Below are 16,324 nucleotides of genomic sequence, written 5' to 3' on the forward strand. Positions count from 1 at the left end.
TATGATGTATTATTCTTTCTACTTCAATACTAAGAACCTTCCTCTTTTAGCTGACCATTTACATCCGTTTTCTTATCAACGATGTCTACACGCGACCTAAAACTTTAGGCTGAGGTTTATCAGATATTAAGTGGTGCCCCGAAGTGGACGATTATCGAACTGCAATCATCAATTTATCTAATCAAGCTCAAACTTAACATCATCATTCTTAGTATTTCTTCTAAAAATCAAAAATGTAGCTTCTGTACCAGTTCTATTCTCTAAATAATGTAGTAACTCTGAATTTGCTTTAAAAATGACAAAGTCACCACTTTCTAACTTAGTCTCTTTAGAACCTTCGACTGCAATGAGTTCCCCGTTAGTTACATAAATGATCTCGTCAATTGATCTATGATAGTGAGGAGCTGAAGCCTTTGTACCGGGCCTTACTTTCTCACTATATAAGAATAACTGATTCGTTTTAAAAACTTCTGCTGAAAGAGCAAATGGATAATCTTTTTCTGAGTTAGAAGTTGGCAACTTGTGATTAAGTTCACTAGAACGTTTTATTTCCATTCGCTAATTGTAGAAAATATTTTGAAGAAAAGGCAAAAAAAAACCAGATGTGGGTTAACATCTGGTTTTTTAAATGGTGCCCCGACGCGGATTCGAACCACGGACACAAGGATTTTCAGTCCTTTGCTCTACCGACTGAGCTATCGGGGCTTAAATTCTTTTTTGAAGTGAGGATTAAAATAATGGAATGTACTGATTTCGTCAAATTAATTCTTAATATAATTTAGATAATTTAGTATGTTATATGTATGAGTATTAAAATTATAAAAACCAAAATTTCTTATTTAGATCAAAACTTAAATGCATTAATCTTCCTTCCCGAAGCAAATAGCAGTGACACAAAGGCCATTGGAGCTTTTACGCATGGCTATACTTCCCATAAAGCAAGTATCCTTAGTTGGTCTACTCGCTTAGCGGAAGAAGGTATTGCCAATATCCTTTTTGACCAACCAGGTCATTATCTGGGAACTTTCAGCGAAGTAAATACCTTAGAGGAGTATCAGCAACACGCCCCTCACCTATTTAATATCGCCAGAAATGAGCTTATAAAGTCTTACGAATTAGAGTTTGATACTGAGTTAGAGGGGAATGTTAAAACCATTCTGGGCGGTCATTCTCTAGGTGCTCTATTATCCCTCTGTGCTCTTGAAACTGGCGACTTTGATGATATAGAAACACTATCACTATGTGTCGGCTTAGGACTTCCTCCTAAAGGAGTCACACATATTTTTGATACGCCATTTTATAAATCAACTCTCAATATCAGAAGACAATTGGTATCTGCAGCCATATCGCCCGATGTGATTTTTCCATGGATAAAAGAGAGGAAAGAAAATCTTCAAATAAGTTCTAGAAGAATCCACTTCATCACTGGTGCAGATGATATTGTCGTTGGAAAAGATGGGACTCAATTAATGGTTGATTCATTAAATTCTAATAATGAGGTTAGCTACGATCGCCCAACAAAACTTCCTCACCATACGCCTGAGCTTGCTGCTCCTCATATTAAGAAGTTTTTAAAAGATGAAGGAATTATATAGAGCTAATAACCTCTAATAATTCTTCCATATTTATAGGCTTGAGTAGAACTTCTTCAATATTGTATGAAGAGATATCATTCTCTGAAAGAACTTTCTCTTCATGTCCAGTTAGAAGTATAATTGGCTTCTCGCCCCCACTCTCAGAGTAGGCCTTCGCAAATTCAAAACCACTCATCTCAGGCATCGAGAGATCTGTAAGAATAACATCCACCTCAAGGCCAGTTTTTAGTGCAGCAAGAGCAGCTAAGGGTGAAGTGTAGCAAAGAACTTCTGCTCCTTGCTCCTCTACAAAATCCTTATGCATATTTGCTATTATCTCTTCATCATCAAGAATTAAAACTCTACGACCTTTTAATGTAATCTCACCAAGTCTTTGAGTAGGATTTAACTCATTGGCCAGAAGGTCTTCTCCCTCAGAGTATACAGGTAGAAAAATAATAAATTTTGCGCCCTCTCCAATTTCACTAATGAGCTCAATACGACCATTCATCTGTTCAATAATTGAATGAATAATCGACAGCCCCATACCTGTTCCCTTATTGATGGGTTTAGTTGAAAAGTAAGGTTCATAAATCTTTTCTTTCACCTCATCTGGTATCCCTGAACCATTGTCAGAAATAATGAGTTGGACTTCATTCTTTATATGGTTAACTTGTGTTCGAACTTTAATGTAGCCATTCTTCTTATCGATTGAGTCTCTAGAGTTAGTACAGAAATTCATAATAATCTGCTGCATCTGAGTGATATCTCCGAGAATGTCCACTTCTTGATCAAAGGTATAATCAATTTCTATATTTGCAGGAAGTGTTGATCTCATCATATCTAAACTAGTGCGAACAACATTCACTAAATTAATCTTTGAGTACTCTACTTTCTTTTGATGTGTATAAGTTAAGATTTGGCGAATAAGCTTATCCCCTCTTTCAGAGAACTCTACAATATTTCCAAGATACTTCTTAATCTTATCTAGTTTATTGGCCTCTAAATAATGTAAGCTCTGTTCTGCAGACCCTGAAATGAGATGAAGAATATTATTGAAGTCGTGAGCAATTCCACCAGAGAGCCTACCTAGGGCCTCCATTTTCTGTGATTGATTTAGCTTAACAATCAGTTCTTCCTTCTCCTGTCTATCTCTCTCAATTCTCTCAATATCGTGAATTAAGTTCCCCTTCATTTTATTAACTGAGTAGAGAACAATATCCAATTCATCAATGGTCTCCGAAGGCTTTCTATTGAGATCAATATCCTCTTTATCTAGGTTATCTATATTAAAGTCTTTAAGCTTAGTCGATAGAACATTTAAAGGAACCATCACATGACCTCTTAGAATATAGATCATCACAAAGGCCACAATAAAAGTTTTGATGAGATTCGCGGTAAGTATAAATAGAGCGGTATTAAGAACATGTTCAATATATGGCTCTAAATCTGTTACGACTCTATGGTTTCCAAGCTCTCTCTTCTCCTTTATAGGAGTACATTAATGGCCAAGTTTTTTCTTTCTTTTGAATAAATTGATCTTCTGTTCCTGAAGAGAGAGTCTGCCCGTCGTAGTTAATCTCAACATAAGTAAATTCACCTGTAGAAGATAGAGAATGTAGCTGCATCTTCAGTGCTTTTAAATCAAGGTGCCATAAGTTATATGAAAGTTCAGGAACAATAAGGTTTGAAACTCTTTTTATATCGTTATCTACTTTAGAAACGTTTTGCGAATAGTCACGGTAAAGTTGGATACCAGTTGAGATCACCGTAACTAAAGAACTAATAGCTATAATTTTTAATATAATTATTTTACTTAGAGATGAGAACGGCTTCTTCTCATTACTTAAAGTTGTATTTTCATTCATGTACTAACCCTATATGCATTTTTGACATTATATCTCGAATAAAAAAATAAAGAAATTAAGTTTGTTTTGGGTTACCTTTTTCCAGAGAAAAAACGTAGGTTTTTAAGAAGACCGACTCTTCCTGTTCGCTCTATTGGTGTAGACTTAAACTTTCTTTGAAATCCTCTATTGGACATGTTTTCTAGATCTAAAATAACATCCTCTGGCGCTCGCTCTAGAAAGAACTCCCTCATCTCCCTTTCTTTATCCGATATTTCATTCTCATTTATTGAAACTTTCCCTACCCTCAATAATCTTTTATTCCAAGGGCAGACCTCTTGGCATATATCACAGCCAAAAATTTCTCCATTACTATCTTCCATCCCCTTGGGAGCCTCTTGTACACCTTTGAAGTCTTCAATTGTATATGTACTTATACAGAGATTTGAATTTAAAGTTCTCGTTTCGATATCGATGGCAAGAGTTGGACAACTATCTGCACACCGTGTGCATTGACCACAGTGATCAACCTCAAGCTCTCTCTGCGAAAGTTCATAGTCCTTAGAAAGAAGTAATGAGCCTAGAATAAAAAAACTCCCCTCACTCTTACTTATAAACATACTATTTTTACCAAACCAACCTAATCCGGCCCTAAAGGCAAGGTCTCTCTCAAGAATGGGCTGTGTATCTAAAGATAGTTTATAATCTAAAGTAGGATCAATTGCTTTGATTTGATGTGCAATGTCCTCGAGCGCTTCTCTAAGCTTAAAGTGATAATCGACACCACCAAAGCCAAGTACATAACTAGCAATTTTAAGGCCATTACTTAGTGGAGACTTATAGAACTTGTCTAATTCGTATTTTTTATTTGCATAGGAAAATTGAAATACAATGGCAGACTTAAATTCGGGGTAGTACTTTCTGAGGTCCTCTCTCTTATCTCTTCTCTCACCTTCTAGATACTTTAGAATTCCGTTAAGACCTTTCTCTACCCAACTATAATAGTACTTCCATGTCTTAGGCCTAGACTCAGTTGTTACACCCCAGTCAACTATTCCATACTTCTTTAAGTTCTCTGAATTTAAAACTTCTTTAAGTAGGCGCTCTCTCATTCTTAAAATTTTGGAATAATTTCAATTGCACCAGTTGGACAAACCTTGATGCATTGTAAGTCCATATTACAGTAGTGAATCTGATCCTTATTTAAGTAGGTATCCTTTGTAATAGGATTAACTTTCCAAATTGCATGAGGACAGATCTCAACACACCTTTGGCAACTAGCACAGATATTATGGTCTAGAAGGATTTTTTTTTTATCATCTGAAATTTCTTCTAATGTATCTCCACCACTTCCAAGAACTTTAGGCACATCTTTTATAATGTCGACCTTTACTGAATTACTACTACCGGCCCTAAAGAATCGCCCATCCCCTCTAGTGATAACTAACTTATCCCCATTGACTAGGCCCAACTTCTTTTTCACTTTATTAATAACATGGTACTGAAAGTTGAAAGAATCTTCTCTGTAATTCTTCAATAGGAATGGTTCGATTCCCCAATAGAGACACATTCTTCTTGCTGTCTTCTCTGTAGTCGTCACCCCAAGACAAGGTGTCGTCGGTCTAAACTTAGCAAGCTTTAAACATGAGATTCCTGATTCAGTTACAGCTAGGATTCTCTTTGCATAAACTTTCTCACCAATAAGTGAAGCGGCCACCATAACCGAAGCTTGAACACTAGAGAGGTCCACATGTCTAAGTAGAGGTCTCTCCTTAGGTGTTTGCTCAGCATCCTCAATAATCTTTACCATCGTTTTTACTGCTTCAACTGGGTACGAGCCAGAAGCAGTTTCCCCAGATAACATCACAGCATCTGTTCCATCCCAAATTGCGTTGGCAACATCACTTGCCTCAGCTCTTGTTGGTGTTGGATTATTTGTCATACTCTCAAGCATCTGAGTCGCTGTAATAACAGGAATTCCCCTCTCGTTACAAAGACTAATTAATTTTTTCTGGATAGAAGGAACTAAGTGATTACCTACTTCTACCCCCATATCCCCTCTTGCAACCATTATGACATCAGTAACATCTAATATACCTTCAATGTTATCAATGGCCTGAGGTTTTTCAATTTTTGAAATAATAGGAATATCTACTTTTAAGTCGTGAAGGAGAACTTTAACCTTTTGAATATCTTCACCCTTTCTAACAAATGAGAGAGCGATATAATCAATATTTTGGGTCAAAGCAAACATCAAGTCTTCACGGTCTTTATCCGTGAAACTAGGGGCCGAGACATCGCAATCAGGGAGATTAATCCCCTTATTTGACTTGAGCACACCACCTACAGAGACTTTAATTTTATAAACATCGCGATCTCTACTTGTCGCTTCGGCCATAATAAGACCATCATCGAAGAGAATTCGTGCTCCATCAAAACAATCATCTACTAGGTTTTCATAAATTGTAGGAATGTACTTATCTTTATACTCTGGGTAGTCCCCCATAAGCTTAGTTGGACCAATTACCCACTCCTCACCATTTTCTAAATTGAGATTTTCTGTAAGTTTATCTACACGAATTTTTGGACCTTGTAAGTCTGCTAGAATTGCTACTTGTTTATCTACTTTGGTCGAGGCTTCCCTAATATTAGCAATCACTTCTTTGTGCGAATCATGAGTTCCGTGACTCATGTTAATTCGACAAACATTCATTCCCGCTTCAATTAGTTCTGATATTTTTTCAACTGTATTAGATGATGGGCCTAAAGTGGCCACAATTTTTGCCCTTCTCATTCAAGTGCTTCCTATAGATAAATTTTCATTTCCTATATTATAACATCTTGATGAGAAAGGAGACAATTCTATTTTATGCTAATGAGTTTTTCTCTCTAGACATTTCGTCTAATTGCATTTGATTGATCTTTTGCATCTCTTCAATTCTTCTTTCAAACTGATTTCTAATAAGATCTTTCTCTAACTCACTCTGATCTGCGAGTCTCTGATAGTTTGACTCTAATTCTTTAATCTTAGTCTTGAAGTTTCTTCTCGTTTCATTTCTCTCTAAATCAAGTTGTGATTCATATTTTTGAACGATTTCATTTACTTTTACATCATTTTTATGCTTTTCATCTAAGAATTTTCTATCCAGCTCATCTTTAAGAGCTATTTTTTCTTTTGTATGAGTATCAGTCATTTTACGCATCTGTCTCTTAAATTCTCTAAAGTCTTCAACTCTACGCTCTTCTTCAAAAGTTTTAATTTTGCTAATTTCAGCCTGCGATTCTGTCTCTAATTTAGCAAGTTTTTCTTCATATCTATTTACAGTCTGATTTAATTCTTTTTCTTTAGACTCAAGTCTTTGATTAAGACTTCCCTCTTTCTTTGACATACGAGAATTAAAATCATCCTTCAATTGCTCAACATTATTATGATGGGCCATACGAGTGTCATTAATAAACTTCGACTTTTCCTTAGCATGTTCATTTTGTAACTCTGAAATAGCTTCCTGATTCATAGTACTCATTTGATTTACAACACGACCAAATTCTTGTCTTTGGTTTTGCAATCTATTATTAGCACTTTGACGATCCTTAATAGATTGTTGTTCATTATCTAATTGAGCTTTTACTAGTTTTGACTTGTAATCACCAATCACGTTATCTGTACGCTCTTGATTTTCTTTTAAAGTTTTATTTTTAAAGTCTCTCGTTTCTTTTTCTAATGTATCAATTTGTTTGGCATGTGCAAGATTTCTCTCTTTTGCACTATTTTGAAATTGAGTAGACATTCTCTCTTTATCAAGCTGATCCTTATATCTCATATTATCAATGCTCTCATTGATATTTTTGATCTTAGTATCGAACTTTCTTGTTAATTCTGCAGACTTTAGCTCATCTCTATCAGCTTGAGATCCACCTTTAAGCTTTTCTTGCATTTCTCTTTTATTTTGATAACTAGTTTGAGCGTATTGTCTCTCTAGCTCAGTAATTCTCTCTCTATTGAGCTTGGCCATCTGATCATTATTTTTATTATTTCGATCATTAATATCATCAGTTAGCTTTTTAAAGTTCGCTGACATATTCTCAGCTTCTTTATTCTTTTGAGCATAAATAGAATCAACAGTTTTAGCATGGTGGTCATTTCTATTTCTCAACTCATCAGATTGAGTATTTCTAAGATTTTGTAAATCTCTTTGCTGCTTCTCTACCATTTTTGCTCTAGATGAATTTCCACTTTCAACAAAGTCAGCCAATTCATTCTTATGGCGTAACTCTTGCCCTTTCTTCTCAATATCTAGTGCAACTTTCTGCTCTCTAACAGCATCTTTCGTCGTTTTATCAAACTCTGAAATTTTATCTTGAAAGTCCTTAGTTGCATGGTCCATTCTCTCACTATATCTGAGCTCAGCCTGCGCCGTTTTGTCGTTATAGTTTTGTTCACGAGATGAAACATCTTTATTATAAGAATCTCTAAGGTAGTTTAATCTATCGTCAAAATTTCTCTTTATGTCTTGTCTGTTATTTTCGAAGTCTTCTTGCTGAGAGGCTATCTCATTTCTAAACTGCTCCGTTCTTTGGAGCATGGATTCTTTAACCTCTTTATTCTTTTGATCTATAGTACTCGCAACATTTTGCTCAATCTCTGACTTGCTTTTCTCGTAATTATTTCTCTGCTTCGCCTGAACATTTTCATGGTTCTTACTAAGCTCATCTACTTCAGAATTATAATGATCTTTCAGCTCATCTGCTGCGTCTCTAAAGTTACTTCTTGCTTGTGAAAGTCTTGTACTATAGTCGTTAATATCCATTGTGCCTCTACCTTCCTGGTTTTTTGGCGGTGATCCTGACCTTAATATTATACATGATAAGAAGAAATAAAAAGGCCTGGTAAGAATTTTCCAGGCCTAGTGATAAATATTTATTTTTGATTAAGTATTAACTACTTAGCAAGTTCTTGATCAATTAGCTCAGAGAAAGTCTCTACTGGGTGAGCTCCATTAATCATCTTCCCGTTAACAAAGAAAGTTGGAGTAGATTTTACACCTACATTCTTCCCCTCTTCCATAGTGGCCTCAACCTTAGCTGTGTACTTTCCAGAATCTAAGCATTGAGTAAATTTTGCTTCATCAATCTTCAAGCTCTTTGCTGAGTTTACTAGACCTTGACGATCAAGTTTCGTCTGATCAGCAAACATTGCATCGTGCATTTGCCAGAACTTAGCCTTATCTTGCTCGTGAACACAAAGTGCTGCTTCTGCTGCTTTCTTCGCATGGTTATGAAACGGAAGTGGAAAATTCTTAAAGACAACTTTGATTTTATTTCCATATTTCTTCTTTAGATCATTAATAATTCCCGCACCCTTTGAACAGAATGGACATTGAAAGTCAGAGAACTCAATGATCTCTACTTTTGCATCAGCACCACCCATGAATGGAGAATCTCCAGCAGGGACATTGAAAACAGGTCTCATTGGCTCATTAAAGTAAATTTCAACTGGAGTCTTCTTAGTCTTAGCGGCTAACCACTTGTCTATAGCAGTTTTCTTCTCTTCAATAAGAAGGAATTGCTTAATTCTCTGCTTCATCTGATCATTTAAGTGCTCTTTAGGAATATTCTTCTCTTTTACAAAAGCATCGATCTTCTTTTGAGAGATTTTCACATCGGCAGTAATAAACTTATCTAAATACTGGTCGTTTGTAAGACCTTTCTTCTTAGGGTCCTGCTCCATTAAAACTTCAAGAACAGTAGCCTTCATTTTATTCATTTTTAATTCAAAGACTTTCATCTCTGCTTCGTAGAGCTCACTTTCAATTCCTTTAAAAAGATCGTTCTTTGAAATGACCTTGTCGCCAATCTTAACTCCTGCACTTGAATCTGGTGCCGGTTTAAATAGAAATGTAGGCTTTGATTCTACTGAGTTTGTACAAGAGTAAAATAGAACTCCTGCTAAAACTGCAATTGATACAGTTGTAAGAAAATTACCTTTTTTCATCATGCGCTCCTTGCACTTATATATTTAGCGTTTCTAATTCTATCCCACTTGGCCTAATGGCTCAACTCATTCAGAAATTCTTTATATATTTCACAATTGTCTAACAATGAGTGGTGCGTTCCAGAGGAAACGAGTCTCCCCTTATCTAAAACAAGAATCTTATTTGACTCAATGACTGTCTCTAATCTATGGGCAACAATAAACGTTAAGGACTGCTCCTGGATCAGGAGAATGACTTTCCTTAAGGCCAACTCAAGCCTCGAATCTAGCCCTGATGAAACTTCATCAAAGAGAACAATTGGCTTTTTCAAATAGCATGACCTAATCGCTGCCAGAAGTTGCTTCTGTCCAATTGAAATAGATTTTTGATCTAAAATCGTATCAGGACCTACTCCCCAAATCTCGGTGATATATGGAATTTGCTCTTCTACCCACTTCCAAAAGGAGTAGAAACTCTCTGGAATGTCTTCACATAAGCAGATATTAAAAGCGATACTCTCCGAGAATATATGAGAGTCCTGAGAAACAATTCCTACCAACTCTCTATATCTAGTCACATCCTTAAACGAAGAGCCTGGAAAAGAAACTTGCTCACCATCGGTCCCACTAACTTTTATCTCTGCTCTTTGAGGAATGAGGTTTCCACTTAAGATTTTTAAAAGAGTAGATTTTCCACAACCAGATATTCCAACTATACCTACAAGCTCACCGCGCTTGGCCTCAAATGAAATATTATTTAAGCTAAAGGCCGGCTCACCTTCTCTACGAACTGGGTAAGAAAATTCTTCTACCTCCACACTCACTGACTCTAGACTCTCCTCTTTCTTTGTATAACTCTTAGGAGAAGAGATCGTTTGATCTAAGTCGTTCATAAATTCACTTATTCTATCGACTCCACTGGCAGCTCTTTGAACGTTCGCAATTTTACCTGCAATATCTTTTACTGGCCCAATTGATCTTTGAATTAAGTCTACAATAACAAGAATCACTGCAGCTTGAGTAATATGACTATAAGGGAAAATAAGTACAACAAGTGCTAATAACAGAGGATAAAGTGATTCAGCAATTGAGTAGTATCCCGAGTCCCATACATTTGATTTTAAAATCTTACCAAGGTAGTCATCAAAAACAACTTCTGCTTTCTTTGAAGCATATCTCTCGTGGTTAGTGAAATAAGTCTCCCCTACACCTCCAACGAGATTGGCCACCGTTTTATAAACATTTCCTCTAGAATGCCTTACTGAGAGAAAGATTTTTCTCATATACTTACTTCCATAAATAAGCAAAGAGGCCGCGAGTACTTCTGCAACGACGAGAGTGACACCTGTTACAGTATTGATTGAGATGAAGCTCAACATACAAGAAACAACAAAGAAGAGATCGATAAAGATTCCAAATGTCCCCGATGTAACAAGCTCACGAATACTTTCAGTATCATTTACAATACGGGAGAGGATTTCACCCTGAGGATACTTTTCTTCGTGCCCAGTATCACCTTCTTGAATTTCATAACTAAGAATCCACTTTTCAAAGCACCACGATCTCACATTTTGAACTAAGTACTTTACGTACTTATTAACTCCTAATTGATATAGTGATCGATTGGCATACACTCCCATAAAGAGATAGAGAAGATGCTCAATACTTTGATAGAAAATATTTTCATTCTCATAACTCTCTGCCAATTTCGCAACGAGCTTAGGAACCATGGCCCCAAGCCCCGCAGAGAGAACGAGACAAATAAAGATTAAGACTACATATCGATATGAGCCTTTAAAGAAGAAAATACTAGACCATTTGATTTTCGAAGTATTCATATGTCTTTGTCTCGCTAGCTAATAATTTACTTTGTTCCCCGTACTCCATAAGTCCGTTCTCCTTATCTAAGTAGAGGATATAATCAGAGAGTTTTACAGTGGTTAAACGATGAGAACTCAAAATAAAAGTCCTCCCTTTAGTAAACTCACTCTCCTTAAGTTGGTTGAAAATTTGTTTCTCTAAAATTAAGTCTACTGAAGAGAATGGATCATCCCAGATAATAATCTCGGCGTCAGACATAAGACTTCTAATTAAGCAAAGTCTCTTACACTGTCCCCCAGAAAGTCTCTTTCCATTCTCGCCAACTTCTAGGTCTAGTAATTTATCTAAACTTGACTCTAAATAATCGAGACCAAAGAGCTTCAATAGGTCGTGGGCCATCTTCTCTCTTTGCTCAGTGACTTCGGTTCCTAGAAAAATATTTCCTCTCACTGAATCGTTATATAAGTACGGATCTTGAGCGACATAAGAAATTTTCTTACCTCTACTCATTAAAATATTTGCCATCTGTTTGATGACCTCTGATTTACCACAACCAGTAGTACCAATTAATACATTCCATTTGGACTCAACAATCTTTAAGTCAATTTTTTCATCCCACAACTTTACTCTATAACCCTCGGACGAATCTTTATTATCGAGTAGAAGTTCTCTCTCCTCTTTACTCTCTGACTTAATGGCATTAATCAGTTCTTTTATTCTAGACCATGCTCCAGCAGATCTAGCAAAGACAACTCCAATCCAAGAGAGGAACATCATTGGTTCCAAGAAGAGAAATACAAAGCCAGAAAAAAGTACTAGTGACGAAGCACCAAGGGCCTCTACTTTGATTATATGAGCACCCCAAAGAAGAGACACTCCAACTCCAAAGGGTACGAGAGGAATAGAGAGAGCTATATTATTTCCTGCTTTATAGAAATTATATAACTCGGCCATAGAGTGCTTCTTAAATAATTTAATAAAAGAGTTCTCTACATGGTAATTCTTAATCGTCTTCTTTCCTGTATAGGCCTCCATAATAAAGTTCTGAACCTCACCCTGCAGGTCTTGAGTTTTCCTATAGTACTTTTTATTGCGACTCACTATAATCGTGAAGATCACAAAGCTGACAAATACAGGAGTCAAGGCCATAAGTAATTTAGGACTAAAGCCAGAGAGCTTTGGAACGAGAACACTCATTGCAATAACAATATTTGCCACTTGTAAAAGCGCAAAACCAATTAAGGCCCTAACCTCTTCAAGGTCATTACCTACAACTTGAAATAGCTGACCAGCAGAAAACTTCTTGTAGCGAATAGGGTTTGAACTCTCGATTCTCTCAATCGCTTCAACTCTCAAATACTTTTGTAAAATTCGTGCAGGATAGAAAAAGAGTAATCTGGACGAAGTTCTAAATACAATTATTCCAAGGGCCAAGTAAGCAAACTTAATAGTATTGAATTCATGAGCTTCATTCATGACAAAGTCTGCCAGCTCTTTGGCCATAAAAGGCAATTCACTTTGAATATAATGAGTACAGTACAGGGCAATAAATGCGCCAACATACCAGGGAAAGAATTCTATAAACTGATTTTTTAACAGCTGTAAGAGGGTGACATCTAAACGTTTTTTCATCCAGTATTTATAGCCTATTTATCACTAAGGGATAAGTTAAATTCTTGAATTTCTAGAATTTAATAAAGATGCTAGCGCTATGCAAGGTAATGAGAGATTGACACCTTTTTAAATCTCACCTATATTTTTTGAACACTTCAAAGCACCCGTAGCTCAGTGGGAGAGCATTCCGTTGACATCGGAAAGGTCACAAGTTCAATCCTTGTCGGGTGCACCATAATCAATTAATATTTAAGCATGAAATTTATTTTTACAATCCTTGTACTACTTAGCACTTCAGCCAATGCTACTGAAGAATTATTATTTTCAAACGAAGAAAAGCAGGTAAAGAAAATTACTCTAAGTGAATTGAAGAGTCGTTTTAAACCTCAGAAAGTCAGTGTGTTCAATCCCTATACTCTTAAACCTGAGATTTACAATGCTTTTGATATGAAAGAAATTTTCAACTTTATTTATGGCAAGAAATGGAGAGACTCCTTTGCATTTCGTGTCTCAACAAAAGATAAATATAGCCCACTCATTGAAACGTATAAATTCAATGAGAGAAAGTCCTTCCTCGCCTATTCCCGTAGTGACAATAAAGAGTTTGTAAGTCTAACTTTCTATAAAGAAAAAATAGTAGACCTAGCTCCGTTTTACTTAATCTGGAATGAGAATAAAGAAGAAGTCCCTTCAAGAAGAATGTCTCATTGGCCATATAAAGTGATAGGCTTTAATTTGGTTTCAAGTTTTCCAGAGTATCTAATTCCTCCTAAGGACTCTAACCAGAAACTCAAATGGGGATATGAAAACGTAAGAAAGCACTGTCTCGCCTGTCATAGTCTATACGGACATGGCTCAACAAAAGCAGGCGAATTAATCTCAAATAACTTGACCAAGAAGTTCTCAGATAAAGAGCTAAAAAGGTTTATCAATCAACCAAGAAAAGTAAATCCAAGAAGTAAAATGCCGATATTCTCTCCTAAGATCGATAACCGAGTCGACAGAATTAACAATATTGTAATCTATCTTAGGTACCTAGAAGAAAAATCAAAAGTAAAAAGAAAGAGTAAGACAGAAGCTCTTAATAAAGAGCTTCAAAAGAGAATTAAAAACTAGAGCCGATTGAAAATTTAAGTTCTTTCGTTCCTATATCATTAGACAAGCTAGACATAGCAAAGGATATTCTATCAATGAGATAGAGCTTTGTTTCATCAAACCTATAGCCACCACCAAAGGCCATAAAGTTTGCGTTCTCTGCGCCCTCACCATTCCACATCTGAAGGCCAAAACCAGCTTCGATATAGATATTAGTAAAGTTATAACTAGCATAAAGCCCGAGATCATAAATTAAAAAAGACTCTGAAGCCAGTAATTCCGTTTCAGGTGTCTTATAAGAGTGAAACCCTACTTCTCCTCTTAGACCAATACTGCTGCTAAAGAAATAATGAGGCGTCCACGCAAGTCCAAATGTAGTAAGAGAGTTGTCTTGATCATCAGAAATAGAGATATAGCTAAGTGAAAAGTCTAAGAGTTCATTTTCTCTTTTTGATGTAACTTGCTTAGCTCTACTTTCTTTTTTAGAACTGTTCTCACTCTGTTCAACAACCTCTTCTAGAGATTCTTCACTTTGAGATAATAACTTCTTTGATTCATCCTCTTTTAAGAAAGCTACTTCCTCTAGGTCTTCTTGCTTAGATTTATTTATAGTTTCTTTCTTTACTACTCTCTTACTTCTTTGAGCCTTAGCCCTTACTCTTTGTGGAGTAGGTTTACGAACTTTCTTCGCCTTTGCTACTCTAGGAGTACTTGCTGCTGCAGCGACAACCTTACTTCCATCAACTTTCTTTAGTATTTTCTTTTGATCATTTTGAATGAGAGCAATAGTATAATTTGCCTTAAGATGAGGAATAGACTTAAGCTTTGTTCTTAGTCTTCTTGATTCGGTCACTCTATTAAAGTTTTTATTTAAAAAGTGACAACTATACTCTAAACGACATGCACTAACTCTTGGTGCGCTACTCTTACAACTCCACTCCCCTTTGGGCTTTGGCATTTTCATACCACGACAAAGACGAGTACTACGGGCCATGGTTAACTCACCACTTGTTTTTATATACCCTAGCTGACTTCTGGTGCCTTCAACTTCTAGGTAGAAGCTTCCTTTATAATTCTGTGCCAAAGAGCATAGAGAAAATGTACTGAGTAAAATAATCCATAGTTTTTTCATAGATTTATTTTACTTCGAATTTTCAGGACTTTAATAGACCCTACAATTTTACCTAACAGGTAAACACCTAAAATCACATATTACTTGAGTCATACACCCTGATAACTTAGCGCTTCGTTACGTTTCAAAGATTTAGTGCTAATATCTCGAAAAATTTCGCGAGGACATATATGACTATAAAGATAAATCCATTGGCGCTTGAGGCCCTAAAGAACTTTGAACTTCCACAGGATATAGGTTTTGGTAGAACGATGGTTCCAATTATGGCGGTATGCGATTATGAGAATGGAAAATGGGGAGAGCTTGAACTTCTTCCTTATGGACCACTAGAGCTCGATCCTACAGCAAAAGTCCTACACTATGGACAAGAAATTTTTGAAGGAATGAAGGCCTATCACTTCGAAGGACATGGTCCTTACCTTTTTAGAGCAGATCAAAATGCTAAGAGATTCAATGAGTCCGCTAAGAGAATGGCAATGGCAGAAATTCCTGAGGAGATCTACCTTGAAGCAGTAAGAGCTATTGTTGGACACTCTAATGATTTTATTCCAACACAAACTGGTGAGTCACTTTATATAAGACCTTTTATGATTTCTACAGAAGAGCACTTGGGTATTAAACCAAGTGAGAAATTTAAATTCATGGTTATCGCCTCTCCTTCAGGAGCTTACTTCACAACGGGATATTTAAAAGTCCTAATAGAAAAAGAGTATGTAAGAGCGTGTCCAGGAGGAATGGGTGCAGCTAAAACAGGTGGCAATTATGCAGGAAGTTTAGTCTCGGCCCAAAAGGCCAAGTCACTAGGCTTTCAGCAAACACTTTGGCTGGATGCTCTAGAAAAATGCTATATCGAAGAAATGTCTGGAATGAATTTCTTTGCAGTGATCGATGGCAAACTTCATACACCAGAAATCCAAGATACTATTCTCGATGGAATTACAAGAAACTCACTGGTTCAACTTGCAAAAGACCTAGGTTACCAAGTGATCGAAGAGAAAATGAATATTAATAACCTACTCGATGCAATTTCTAGTGGTAAGTGTACGGAGTGTTTTGCTTGTGGAACAGCCGCTATCATTACTCCTATTGGAACTCTTGGTGATATAGAAGGTAATGAATGGAATGTTAAAAATCCTGAAGGTCCTGTTGCCAAAAAGTTACGTGAAACTCTACTCTCACTACAAGAAGGGAGAATTGAAGATATTCATGGATGGAGAGAGACTGTAAAGGTTGTCTGTCACTAATAAAAAAGGCCCAAGCATAACTTGGG

General features: G+C 36.4%; 13 protein-coding genes and 2 tRNA genes. 4 read left to right on the forward strand and 11 right to left on the reverse strand.

All coding sequences use genetic code 11. The features are described from left to right. Nucleotides 1-177: 177 nt before the first annotated feature. Both BMS_RS11865 and BMS_RS11870 read right to left on the reverse strand, forming a co-directional pair. The gene (locus BMS_RS11865) at nucleotides 178-555 is read right to left on the reverse strand and encodes a cupin domain-containing protein (RefSeq protein ID WP_014245065.1); all 378 of its coding nucleotides are present in this window, start codon (nucleotides 553-555) and stop codon (nucleotides 178-180) included. Nucleotides 556-629: 74 nt separating this feature from the next. Then, nucleotides 630-705, reverse strand: a tRNA-Phe gene (locus BMS_RS11870). 98 nt (nucleotides 706-803) lie between these two features. Between BMS_RS11870 and BMS_RS11875 the strand changes: the two genes are divergently transcribed. Then, nucleotides 804-1,595: an alpha/beta hydrolase gene (locus tag BMS_RS11875; protein WP_014245066.1), complete on the forward strand. Its 792-nt coding sequence runs from the start codon at nucleotides 804-806 to the stop codon at nucleotides 1,593-1,595. Here BMS_RS11875 and BMS_RS11880 read toward each other — a convergent pair. The 8 genes from BMS_RS11880 to BMS_RS11915 form a co-directional block, all read right to left on the reverse strand. Continuing rightward, nucleotides 1,588-2,934 (reverse strand): hybrid sensor histidine kinase/response regulator, encoded by a 1,347-nt coding sequence (locus BMS_RS11880; RefSeq protein ID WP_083885984.1) that lies wholly within the window; start codon nucleotides 2,932-2,934, stop codon nucleotides 1,588-1,590. The two genes, BMS_RS11875 and BMS_RS11880, sit on opposite strands and share 8 nt — an antisense overlap. Nucleotides 2,935-3,034: 100 nt before the next feature. After that, on the reverse strand, nucleotides 3,035-3,442 hold the full coding sequence (locus BMS_RS11885; protein ID WP_044557570.1) for a hypothetical protein: 408 nt from the start codon (nucleotides 3,440-3,442) through the stop codon (nucleotides 3,035-3,037). Nucleotides 3,443-3,513: 71 nt separating this feature from the next. Continuing rightward, a complete protein-coding gene (locus BMS_RS11890; RefSeq protein ID WP_014245067.1) occupies nucleotides 3,514-4,533 on the reverse strand; it encodes an epoxyqueuosine reductase in 1,020 nt (339 codons plus the stop codon). Nucleotides 4,534-4,535: 2 nt separating this feature from the next. Then, nucleotides 4,536-6,215, reverse strand: a complete 1,680-nt coding sequence (gene pyk, locus BMS_RS11895) for a pyruvate kinase (protein ID WP_014245068.1) — start codon at nucleotides 6,213-6,215, stop codon at nucleotides 4,536-4,538. 73 nt (nucleotides 6,216-6,288) lie between these two features. Next, nucleotides 6,289-8,229 carry a hypothetical protein gene (locus BMS_RS11900; protein ID WP_014245069.1) on the reverse strand — a complete coding sequence of 647 codons (1,941 nt, stop codon included), beginning with the start codon at nucleotides 8,227-8,229 and terminating at the stop codon, nucleotides 6,289-6,291. Between the two features lie 131 nt (nucleotides 8,230-8,360). After that, nucleotides 8,361-9,413: a DsbA family protein gene (locus tag BMS_RS11905; RefSeq protein ID WP_044557571.1), complete on the reverse strand. Its 1,053-nt coding sequence runs from the start codon at nucleotides 9,411-9,413 to the stop codon at nucleotides 8,361-8,363. A 53-nt stretch (nucleotides 9,414-9,466) separates the two neighbouring features. Beyond that, on the reverse strand, nucleotides 9,467-11,230 hold the full coding sequence (locus BMS_RS11910) for an ATP-binding cassette domain-containing protein (protein WP_014245071.1): 1,764 nt from the start codon (nucleotides 11,228-11,230) through the stop codon (nucleotides 9,467-9,469). Next, nucleotides 11,202-12,845, reverse strand: a complete 1,644-nt coding sequence (locus BMS_RS11915) for an ATP-binding cassette domain-containing protein (protein WP_014245072.1) — start codon at nucleotides 12,843-12,845, stop codon at nucleotides 11,202-11,204. Before BMS_RS11915 ends, BMS_RS11910 begins: the two co-directional genes overlap by 29 nt. A 142-nt stretch (nucleotides 12,846-12,987) precedes the next feature. Here BMS_RS11915 and BMS_RS11920 point away from each other — a divergent pair. Both BMS_RS11920 and BMS_RS11925 read left to right on the forward strand, forming a co-directional pair. Next, nucleotides 12,988-13,062: transfer RNA gene (locus BMS_RS11920), tRNA-Val, on the forward strand. Nucleotides 13,063-13,082: 20 nt separating this feature from the next. Next, entirely contained in the window at nucleotides 13,083-13,943 is an 861-nt protein-coding gene (locus tag BMS_RS11925) for a hypothetical protein (protein WP_014245073.1), read from the forward strand. Here the strand turns inward: BMS_RS11925 and BMS_RS11930 are convergent. Next, nucleotides 13,933-15,054: a hypothetical protein gene (locus tag BMS_RS11930; protein WP_014245074.1), complete on the reverse strand. Its 1,122-nt coding sequence runs from the start codon at nucleotides 15,052-15,054 to the stop codon at nucleotides 13,933-13,935. The genes BMS_RS11925 and BMS_RS11930 overlap by 11 nt on opposite strands. A 170-nt stretch (nucleotides 15,055-15,224) precedes the next feature. Between BMS_RS11930 and BMS_RS11935 the strand changes: the two genes are divergently transcribed. Then, nucleotides 15,225-16,298: a branched-chain amino acid aminotransferase gene (locus BMS_RS11935; protein ID WP_044557574.1), complete on the forward strand. Its 1,074-nt coding sequence runs from the start codon at nucleotides 15,225-15,227 to the stop codon at nucleotides 16,296-16,298. Nucleotides 16,299-16,324 lie beyond the last annotated feature (26 nt).

The sequence above is a fragment of the Halobacteriovorax marinus SJ genome (genome assembly GCF_000210915.2).
In the GTDB taxonomy this organism is placed as follows: domain Bacteria; phylum Bdellovibrionota; class Bacteriovoracia; order Bacteriovoracales; family Bacteriovoracaceae; genus Halobacteriovorax; species Halobacteriovorax marinus.

Excerpts from the sequence above, each read along its gene's own strand:
- BMS_RS11865 (WP_014245065.1), bottom strand. The coding sequence starts at position 555 with ATGGAAATAAAACGTTCTAGTGAACTTAATCACAAGTTGCCAACTTCT.
- BMS_RS11875 (WP_014245066.1), top strand. The coding sequence starts at position 804 with ATGAGTATTAAAATTATAAAAACCAAAATTTCTTATTTAGATCAAAAC.
- BMS_RS11880 (WP_083885984.1), bottom strand. The coding sequence starts at position 2,934 with ATGATCTATATTCTAAGAGGTCATGTGATGGTTCCTTTAAATGTTCTA.
- BMS_RS11885 (WP_044557570.1), bottom strand. The coding sequence starts at position 3,442 with ATGAATGAAAATACAACTTTAAGTAATGAGAAGAAGCCGTTCTCATCT.
- BMS_RS11890 (WP_014245067.1), bottom strand. The coding sequence starts at position 4,533 with ATGAGAGAGCGCCTACTTAAAGAAGTTTTAAATTCAGAGAACTTAAAG.
- pyk (WP_014245068.1), bottom strand. The coding sequence starts at position 6,215 with ATGAGAAGGGCAAAAATTGTGGCCACTTTAGGCCCATCATCTAATACA.
- BMS_RS11900 (WP_014245069.1), bottom strand. The coding sequence starts at position 8,229 with ATGGATATTAACGACTATAGTACAAGACTTTCACAAGCAAGAAGTAAC.
- BMS_RS11905 (WP_044557571.1), bottom strand. The coding sequence starts at position 9,413 with ATGAAAAAAGGTAATTTTCTTACAACTGTATCAATTGCAGTTTTAGCA.
- BMS_RS11910 (WP_014245071.1), bottom strand. The coding sequence starts at position 11,230 with ATGAATACTTCGAAAATCAAATGGTCTAGTATTTTCTTCTTTAAAGGC.
- BMS_RS11915 (WP_014245072.1), bottom strand. The coding sequence starts at position 12,845 with ATGAAAAAACGTTTAGATGTCACCCTCTTACAGCTGTTAAAAAATCAG.
- BMS_RS11925 (WP_014245073.1), top strand. The coding sequence starts at position 13,083 with ATGAAATTTATTTTTACAATCCTTGTACTACTTAGCACTTCAGCCAAT.
- BMS_RS11930 (WP_014245074.1), bottom strand. The coding sequence starts at position 15,054 with ATGAAAAAACTATGGATTATTTTACTCAGTACATTTTCTCTATGCTCT.
- BMS_RS11935 (WP_044557574.1), top strand. The coding sequence starts at position 15,225 with ATGACTATAAAGATAAATCCATTGGCGCTTGAGGCCCTAAAGAACTTT.